Annotated in this window: 6 protein-coding genes; 1 reads left to right on the top strand and 5 read right to left on the bottom strand. The window is 53.0% G+C overall.

Annotated features, from left to right (window positions below; all coding sequences use genetic code 11):
• Window positions 1-39: 39 nt before the first annotated feature.
• Window positions 40-1,245: a DUF3626 domain-containing protein gene (locus ACV22V_RS31865; protein ID WP_448016665.1), complete on the bottom strand. Its 1,206-nt coding sequence runs from the start codon at window positions 1,243-1,245 to the stop codon at window positions 40-42.
• A gap of 31 nt (window positions 1,246-1,276) precedes the next feature.
• On the opposite strand from ACV22V_RS31865, the gene ACV22V_RS31860 reads away from it, so the two are divergent.
• Window positions 1,277-1,510: a hypothetical protein gene (locus ACV22V_RS31860; RefSeq protein WP_448016663.1), complete on the top strand. Its 234-nt coding sequence runs from the start codon at window positions 1,277-1,279 to the stop codon at window positions 1,508-1,510.
• 116 nt (window positions 1,511-1,626) lie between these two features.
• Here ACV22V_RS31860 and ACV22V_RS31855 read toward each other — a convergent pair whose 3' ends face one another.
• The 4 genes from ACV22V_RS31855 to ACV22V_RS31840 form a co-directional block, all read right to left on the bottom strand.
• Window positions 1,627-4,611 (bottom strand): hypothetical protein, encoded by a 2,985-nt coding sequence (locus tag ACV22V_RS31855; protein ID WP_448016661.1) that lies wholly within the window; start codon window positions 4,609-4,611, stop codon window positions 1,627-1,629.
• 507 nt (window positions 4,612-5,118) lie between these two features.
• Complete coding sequence (locus tag ACV22V_RS31850; RefSeq protein WP_448016659.1) at window positions 5,119-6,627, bottom strand: hypothetical protein; 1,509 nt, start codon at window positions 6,625-6,627, stop codon at window positions 5,119-5,121.
• Window positions 6,628-7,194: 567 nt separating this feature from the next.
• On the bottom strand, window positions 7,195-7,914 hold the full coding sequence (locus ACV22V_RS31845) for a peptidylprolyl isomerase (RefSeq protein WP_448016657.1): 720 nt from the start codon (window positions 7,912-7,914) through the stop codon (window positions 7,195-7,197).
• A 130-nt stretch (window positions 7,915-8,044) separates the two neighbouring features.
• The coding region (locus ACV22V_RS31840) for an amino acid permease (RefSeq protein WP_448016656.1) at window positions 8,045-8,933 on the bottom strand (889 nt) is incomplete at its 5' end.

The following is an 8,933-nucleotide window of genomic DNA, read 5'->3' as shown; positions in this document are numbered from 1 at the left end:
CTCCAATGCTTTAATGCAACGAACCCTCTATGACGGATTTCAAGAATCCCTTCCATCAATTATAATGAACTCGCGATCGAGCCTCGCATTCAGACTCGCCCGACTTTCTTCAATCAAATTTCTTTGCTTTTCAGAAAATTTTTGTAATTCCCGGTCATCCAAGTGTATTTCTTTTACATCCCGGTGCAAGAGGATGCGAGAATACACTTGCACATCGATGTAATTGCTTCTTCCGCCATATCCATAGTTTTGATGTATCTTGACATCTTCACCAAGCGCTTTCATCTTGAGACTTTTCAGGCAGCTATAGCCAAAAAAATCGTCCTGGCAGTTGGCAATTAACGCCTCAAGATGAAAGAAGGTAGACAATTTATCCGGACCGAGGCTGGTCCCCAAGCGCTGGGCGTATGTATCGACCGGACTGTATGAGCACACTTGCTTGAAGCGTTCGTGTAGAACAAGGAATGAGTGGCCGTAGGTTGGAGCTCCACCATTCGGCCCATGCAGGAAATCTAGAGCCGCATAGCAGGGGCGACTCGTCCATTGAAAATTTCGCGCCGGCCCGTTCCCGCCGCTGTCTGAATCATACCGTCCGAACTCGGCGTAGGGTTGGTTCTGCTGGAGCAGCTCACTCAAGCCAAGCACCATTTCTTCCATGTGCGCCCGGCCAGAATTGGAGCCCGGTAACGCTCCCGGTTTTTCACGGAACGCAAAGCAATTCACAACCTCATCGCCGAGGCGAGAGCTTGATGACTGATCTACTTGATGCAGATCGAAGTTGACCGTCAGCCTTGCTTTGCGCAGTACATCAAGCACACCATTGAGCAGTTGCTCATTGCCCCCTAACCGAGATAATGCATGTTGTCTATCGACCTTGGCGTTCCGCTCGCAACGGATGTCGATGTCGTACAGCACGCGACTGCGAAATAACTGCCCGCGCACCAACATATGCTCTTTATCAGCAGGCCGCGCCTGAATAACGGACGCGGCTTCGTGCGCCACGGGCTGCAATGCGTCGGTCACACCGCATGCTCTCAGCGTAGGCGTACTATTCATCATAGCTACCTTGACAGGTTGCCTCCCGGAAACACTCGACGACGAGTCGATCGATAGCAGACTATCAATGTGAACATTGTTCGTGGTGCGGGCGGGGGAGGCATTGTTCCCAAGCGCGGTGCGCGACACGGAGGGTAGCTCTTCGAGATTTGGTAATTGCAGGTTCCCTGTTCTGCCGATCCTGTACATGATGCAACTCCTTCTCCGATAATTTATTAATATGAACAGTCCCAATCTCAACGAAGCGCTGCGTTTGATTGATTGCCTGGTCATATTCGCGAGCCACAAGGACGACGGCGAACCCGTCGCGAAAGCCATGGGTTTCGGGCTCGAGGAAGTTCACGTCACCGCCAAAGCGTTTCAAGCATTACGCGTAGGAACTCACACTGATAATCGTCAACAGTCCGACGCATGTTTCATGCGACACACGCTCACCGGCTCGACGATTCATTGAAAGTACATCTGCATACAAATTATTCCACATCCCCCAATATATTACTTCTTGAGAATATATATTCAATATCTCAAAACCGAACCGGATCACTTCATTCTTGACCCACTCCGTTAAATTTACTGATTAACACCCGAGGAAAAGTCAACATCTCCATCTTGCGGCATCGCCTGAATCCGAGGCGGAAGCATGTCGATGTCTCCACCGTGTAACGCGAATGTACGCTGCGTCTGTGCGTCGTAGCACAACACGGCATCCACGGACATAACTGACTCTTTGCGCCCTGCCCCAGCATGCCTTACCATACGATCGCCCGTTACATCCAGGATTGCGGCCACGGCACCCGGCTTACCAAAACACTCAGCCGCGATTCTGACGATCGCGTCGCGATGCCCTGTTACATCAATATGACGCCTCAGTTCGCCGCCAGCCAATTCCGCCATCACTCGCTTCCGAGCCTCCATCACACGCCGACTCGTGGAACTCGATGTCGAATCGGTTTTTCCAGAAAAATGTTGACCGAGCGCATACAACATCGAATCGAGCCCGGACTTGCCGGGATTGTCGATCACAGCTAGTCCACTCGCCTCCAGATCTCTTCGCCACATCAGCGGCTCGCTGGTGTCCGTACAACGAGCGGGAATCTCGTGTATTCGAACCGCGACCTGCAGTGCACGGCTTCGTCCGTCCCGATCGAGTGTTTGTGAGGAGAAACGGCGTCGCAAATTCTCGCCGAACAAGTGCTTTTCCAGCCATGTTGCGGCTTGCGGCTTTTTCATACCCCGGAGTTGTGAGATTTCTGTCTCCTCGAAACGAAGATCTCGCAACATGTTTTGTGCGGCGGTCACCTGTTCGCCATCGCTAAATAGATCGGAAACAAAGAGCCGTATTGCGAATGACGGATTTTCTTGCGAAAAGCGCCGCAGCAGATCGCTCGCAACATACCGCTTCGGCAGATCCGCGTAGCTTTCCCCGTCAAGCCCAAAGTCATTTGCCGTGGCATCGTTGGAGAGGCTATGCGTCAATGCATCGCGCATAGCTTCCGGGTCGAACGAGACATCGTCGATGAAGTGCGCCTTCAACGTTTCATAAGTCCGCTCTGGGTCAAAATGACTTCTGATTCTCTGAAGAGAAGCATTGTTGCTACGTGTGGCTTCTCTAGCAATAAAGTCCAGCGCGTCATGACGTTGCGCGTCCGTTCCGTGTCCGGCGCACTCCTCCGCAAGTATGCGCATAGCGATCAATGCGCTGGCCTGGGGACTCTGCTGTGCGAGAATCGCACGCGCCCCGTCAAAATCTCCTGAGCGCTCGAGTTTTTCAATCTTGCCAATCTCCTTATCACTCAAGCCAAGCTCATCGCGAAGAAACTGTCGGTAATCGAGAATCTTGGTAGCGATCGCTCCACCTGACACAATGAGACTCCGTATCTGTGGCAACGCGCACAGCACGGCCTCCTCGCGCATCGAGGCATTGACGGGCCGTGCGTTCTTCTCGTTGAGCCAATTGACCACACCACGTCTTCCTGCATATGCGTAATAAAACGGACTGAGCACTGCCTGCGCTGCGCTGATACGAGATGCTGCCAAAGGGTTGATTGCCAATTCAGCAACGCCTAGCGCGGCATTGGCCGTACCATATGCCATCTGGATTTTTGCGTGTCGTTTCTCTTCCTTCAGCGAATCAAGCACGGTGTCCTGCCGCGCGAGGATATGCATTTTCAAGCTGTTCTCGGGAGTAAGTCGCAGATGCGTGCGGCCGGCCTGCAGTGGCACTATCTTCTGGTTGTAGCGAATCTTCGCCGCTTCAAGGTGATCAAGTGTTGCGCCGTTTGCAAATTTCCTTATAAGTGCGGCGCGAATATCTGAACGCTGATACTTGGTTGTCTGAAGCGTCGCATCACGTTTCCAGAAGCGCCAGGAGCCAAAATGCAGCACCGAATTCAGACGCGCCCGGTCGTCCTGAGGAAGGGTGCGATATCGGTCGACGAATACTTTTGCTTCGCCAGACGATGCAATAGCCCTCAACGAGTTCGTGTCGAACTCTTCCGGACCGATACCAGCGTCCTGCAAAAAGGTTCTGGTTTCTGCAACAATGGGAGCTGCTTTCCCACCCAGTGCCTCGCACCTGACCGCTTTAAGTTTAGTAAATAGATCAGCAGTCGAATCCGGCTGAACATCAGCCTCGATAAACGCATCGAGAATTTCTTCACGAGCGGACCGACGCATGCTTGCAGTGTTCAGAATGACAGAGCGACGTAAATCTAACGCCTTTGCTACGTTCCGCTCACCTGAGAAATGCATTACTTTCGCAAAGCGCCGCTGATCGGCTTGTCCCAACACTCTGAAATTGTCTAAAAACTGACCTATATCGCTTTCATGCCGCATACGTAGAATAGAATAGATATTCGATGAAATGCCGCCATTTGCGAATATTTCGTCGAGTTCCTGCATCGAATCGCCATTCTCCTCACCCCGTCCCCTCAAGGGATGAAGAATCGCGGATCGCAACGCCTGCGTCCGATCAACAGCGCGATCGACCTTATTGCTCAGCATGGCGGCACCTGCTACGTAAGTCGCTCCGGATGCAACTAGAAGCGCCGCACTTCCCACTGTCGCCTGCGCTGGCGTACCGAATAATGAATGCTTGGCCGCCGTCGTATAGATGCGTGACACTTGGTTCACTGCCCCAATGCCGGCGTCGCGTATGGCACCCGGCGTCGCTCGAGCAAGATTTCCGGCGGCCTGTTTTTTTGTACTTTGCGCGTCCTTGGCGGCAAGGCGATTGCTCGGCGTCGCTTCCTTAAACCCGCGCCGCGCAGTTGAATACGCTTCCGCTTTTCTTTCAAAACCGACGAGGGAGCTCAAACCATCCAACGTCGAAGGCAACACGGCGACACCCCGCGTTACTGTCGAAATAATATCTAGTGTGGGCTCTCCCCCCCCAATGGCAGCCGCCAGACCGCCCCCCGCAGCGAGAGCATTGTCGCCGGCCCACAATTCATATCCTGACGCCGCAGCGAATGCAATTTTTGGTTCGGCCGCAGCGGTAAAGGACTTCGCTGCGTTGGCGACCTTCTCTCCGGTGCGTTTGGCGAGTCCACTCAACTGCGGATGTTTCTCCGCAGTCGAAGCCTGCAGAGCGGAAGAAGCGGGCGCGCAACGTTCATCACACGGTGACGGAGTTGCGGCCCCCTCGTGTTCAATGTCGTTGGCACTCGGAGAGATCGAACCATTGTTAGTCAATCGCATATCGGGCCTGGCTTGTCGCAATTTCACGAAACGTGGCGCACATCGCTTCGTAACGGTTGGAAAATCTGTTCCGACAACACAAGAGACTTCTCCTCACCTAGGGCATATTTCGACTATCAGCCTTTTCTCCGATTTAGTCAGATCGAAAATTTAGTATCCGACCCGAAATCATTGCAGTCATACACGAGGCATTCATGACATCGCCGCCCCCCTCACAGGGAACGGCTTTCTCTCGCTATTTTAAATAAAACCCTTCAGCCAACGACAACGAAACAGGAGGTCAGGTATGCAGAAGCCTGCCCAGTGCGTGGACTGGTACAAGTCTCCATTTCGATCATGGCACGCCACACTTATTACTCAGTTCTAGAGACTCGTTTCATTTTCGACCCAATGCTCGTCAATTGCCCTGGATCCGGAAGGGGTTGAGGCAAGATTCGAAATTCCGGTCTCTTCGTCGGGCACCTGAGCTTGCTGTTTTTTGAATCCAGAACCGACAAATGCCGGATACAGAATTCCCATAGTAGCTCCAACCACCAGGTCTTCAATTACATGATTTCCCCCCACACTTTCTGTCGCGGCAGAAGGTAGGCTATAGGCATTTGAATAAACAGAAGAAAACAGTGTGCTACGTGCTGCGTTGGTAGTGAATGCTCTTTCCGCTATATTCGACCACGTTCGCTTGTTTTCCGGAACTAATCCTACGCTCAATTGAAGATCGGATGCTTTTCCCTGATTCCAGGCCGTCAGATAATTCGAAGTCAAATCATCGAGCACTTCTCCACCCAAGTTCGCAGCCGCAAATCCGGCACTTCGTGCTCCTACATAACCTCCGCTAGGCAGAGAAATTTCTCTGTGCGTTGTAACGTCGCCTAACGACTGAGTAGTCTCGCTGATACCGAGGGGCGCGGTTGCCGCGGCGCCGAAGCTTCTCGTGGCAGCGCCTGCGACTTGCGTCATACCCTCATTGACGAGCCCCTGATTCACTGCATAAGCCGCAGCAGATAGTCCGGTAGGTTTCGGTTCAAACCCCTCAGAGTCCTTGAGGTTGTTCGTCAAACCCACGTAATGTTGAACCGCATCTCTAAGCGGCGTATAGACCAAATTTGCAGCGATGATCGCCGGCGCTGCTGCTGCCATTGAACCGGTTGCGCACGCAACTGAAGCAGTCGCGACGTTTGCTAACATCAGACCGCTTCTACTAATGATACTCGTCTTCGTTCCAGTGCCGTTACGAATATCTCTCGCCAATCCAATGAAATTTGCCGCCGCTGGAAGCAAAGCAGCCGTTGCTCCGATACCTGTGGCGGCATTAGCGGGCAAGGCTGAAATTGCCGGTGTCAAGTATGAACGCACTGCTTCACGCGCTAACGTTGGTACAAATACGCTAGGCGCTCTCGCAGCCAATGCTGCCAAGACGTTTTTGCCGAGGTTCCCGACGGCTTTTGAAGCGGTCTGTTGCGAATGATCTCGCGTTTCCTCGTGGGTTGACACATCATCGCCGATTTGGATTGCGACATCATGAATTACGTTATCCGGTGCTGCAGCAATTTCGTCAGCCGGTACTGCAGCAACTTCGTTAGATTCCACGTTAGCGATTCCCGGATGCAATTGACTTTGGGCAGGCTGAACGCTTCGTCCGTCGAGTGGCTGAGATTTGTGCATCAACCCCTCAAAATTGCGTGGTAATGTGGACGCTCGAACTCGTTCATGCGCAATCGGACGGTCGCCAGGTGGCTGCCTCAACTCAGGGAGACTGCCAAAGATTTCCGGTCGTTCATTTCGGCCACGCGCTGGAATTAAGGTTTCCGCTTCTGGCAAATCATCGATTTTTACGTTTGCAGGAGCTGCCCTGGACACTGAGTTTGGTTTCATAAGTAACCTCCAATGCGGTTGAATCGTCTTTCATGACAGACATTTAGTGACAGCGCACATTGACTGTTCATGGCGCACACTCTGATTTTTTTGAACGACTGACACTTGGCAGACACCTCTTGTCCATTTTATGAACCTCGAAACAACGTGACAAAAAATACACGAAAATGAAGCTCGGTAAGCGAAGTCATATGGTGACCAGGAGAAAATCCGCTCGCGCCGCAATCAACGAAACCAGGGTGCCATTAAACGATGAACGACGATAATCGTGCCCCCATCAATTGCAAGCATTCCATGCTGTTGCTACTCGCCAAAACGATGCGGCGTCAATCGTCACACACCGCGTAAGCGCGTGAACCCGTAGCACTGAGTGCGCAGGACTGAGTGGGATGGCTTAATCATGTCCGGTTAACGAAACCTTTGATTCATAGACCGCCTGCTGCAGATGAAGCAAGCCATTTATTATCAGCACAATCATCGCCGCATCAGCATCAGCATCAACGAAAATCGACCAGCCCCCAACGTTCTCCCGTCAGGGGCATAATTCCATTGCAAACCCACGCAGATTTAAGCAGTCTGCTGAAGCTCTCGCAACTGATGTTCGAATTTCTGCGCTCGTACCATTTCGACAAGCTGAGCTCGAATTTTGTCAATTTGCGGCATGATGGTTGCGCGCGTCCCTCTAATATATAAAATGTGACATTCGTTCTCGCCCTGAATCGGAACGGTGAATCGACTTTCACCCAAGGATTTAATCGCATTTCGTGCCGGATCGGACAGAGCGCCCTCCGCTATCCATCCGATATCCCCACCCGAGCCTTTCGACTCGTCAGTGGAAAATCGTGCCGCAAGGGTCTCAAAATTTCCACCTTCATTGAGTTTAGCCAATATCTCCAACGCGTCCGCCTCCGAACCAACCGTGATGATGCTTAGCAGGTGTTCGTTCGCCCCCAGTCTGGACTTTAAAGCTTCGTATGCCTTTCTAATTTCACCGTCGTCGACCGGCGCTTCCTTGAAAAATATATCAACATAGGCCTCGACTAACGTCGTTTCAATAATTGATTTGAGTAAATGTTGTATTTCCGGTTGAAAAGCAAATCCGCTTTTTTTTACATGACCCAATATCAACGCATTATTTAACAGGCTCTTTTTTACGCTTTCCCTGAATTCTTCCGTATCTCGCTCCCCGCCGGATATTCCGACGGAAATTAATCGATCAATTGCCTCCTTTCCGATATTTTGTCGAGCAAGCAAGGCATCAATATCTTCGCGATGATTTACAATCATATAAACTCCCACTATAGCAAGCCACTTTGCTATAGAAACAAAATTAAAGATAGAATCCCCAACCCCTATCTGCCCAATAAAATTTATTCACTTCGTGAAATTCTGGCAGGTCATGCAGGTTCAGGGCATGTCACAAATCCGTCGATATCGACGTTTCGCGGTGATTCACACGGAACACCGCGTACGCGATGCCGAGCAGCACGATCCACGCCGGGCCGATCACAAGCGCGACACGCGTGTCCGGCGTGAATGCCATCAGCACGACGACCAGCGCGAGAAACCCGAGTGCGATGTACGAGCCGAGCGGATAGAACGGCACGCGGATCGGCAGGCGTGCGATCCTGTCGGCCGACAGCGTGTGGCGAAAGCGCATCTGCGCGATCAGGATCACGCACCACGTCCAGATCGCGCCGAACGTCGACACCGACGTCAACCACGTGAACACGTGCTGCGGCGCCAGATAGTTGAGCAGCACGCCGATCAGCAACAACGCGACCGACACGACGACGCCGTACACCGGCACGCCGTGACGGTTCACGCGGCCGAGCATGGCCGGCGCCTGGCCCTGCTGCGCGAGGTTGTAGAGCATCCGCGCGGTACTGAACAGACCGCTGTTGCACGACGACAGCGCCGCGGTCAGCACGACGAAGTTGATGATGCCGGCGGCGGCCGGGATCCCGAGCCGCGAGAACGTCATCACGAACGGGCTGCCCTGCGTGCCGATCTGGTCCCACGGATAGAGCGACATGATCACGAACAGCGCGCCGATGTAGAAGATCAGCACGCGCCAGAATACCGAGTTCACCGCCTTCGTCAGCGACTTCTCCGGATTGCGCGCCTCGCCGGCCGTGAGGCCGAGCATCTCGACGCCGAGATACGCGAACATCACGATCGGCAGCGCGCCGATGACGCCGTCGATGCCGTTCGGCATGAAGCCGCCATGGGCCCACAGGTTCGAAATGCCCGTCGCGACGCCGCCGTTACCGATGCCGAATGCGATCATGAGGCCGCCGCCGACG

Source organism: Burkholderia sp. AW33-5 (assembly GCF_053427615.1).
The sequence above is the reverse complement of the archived record's forward strand: the minus strand, read 5'-3'. Positions and strand labels throughout refer to the sequence as shown.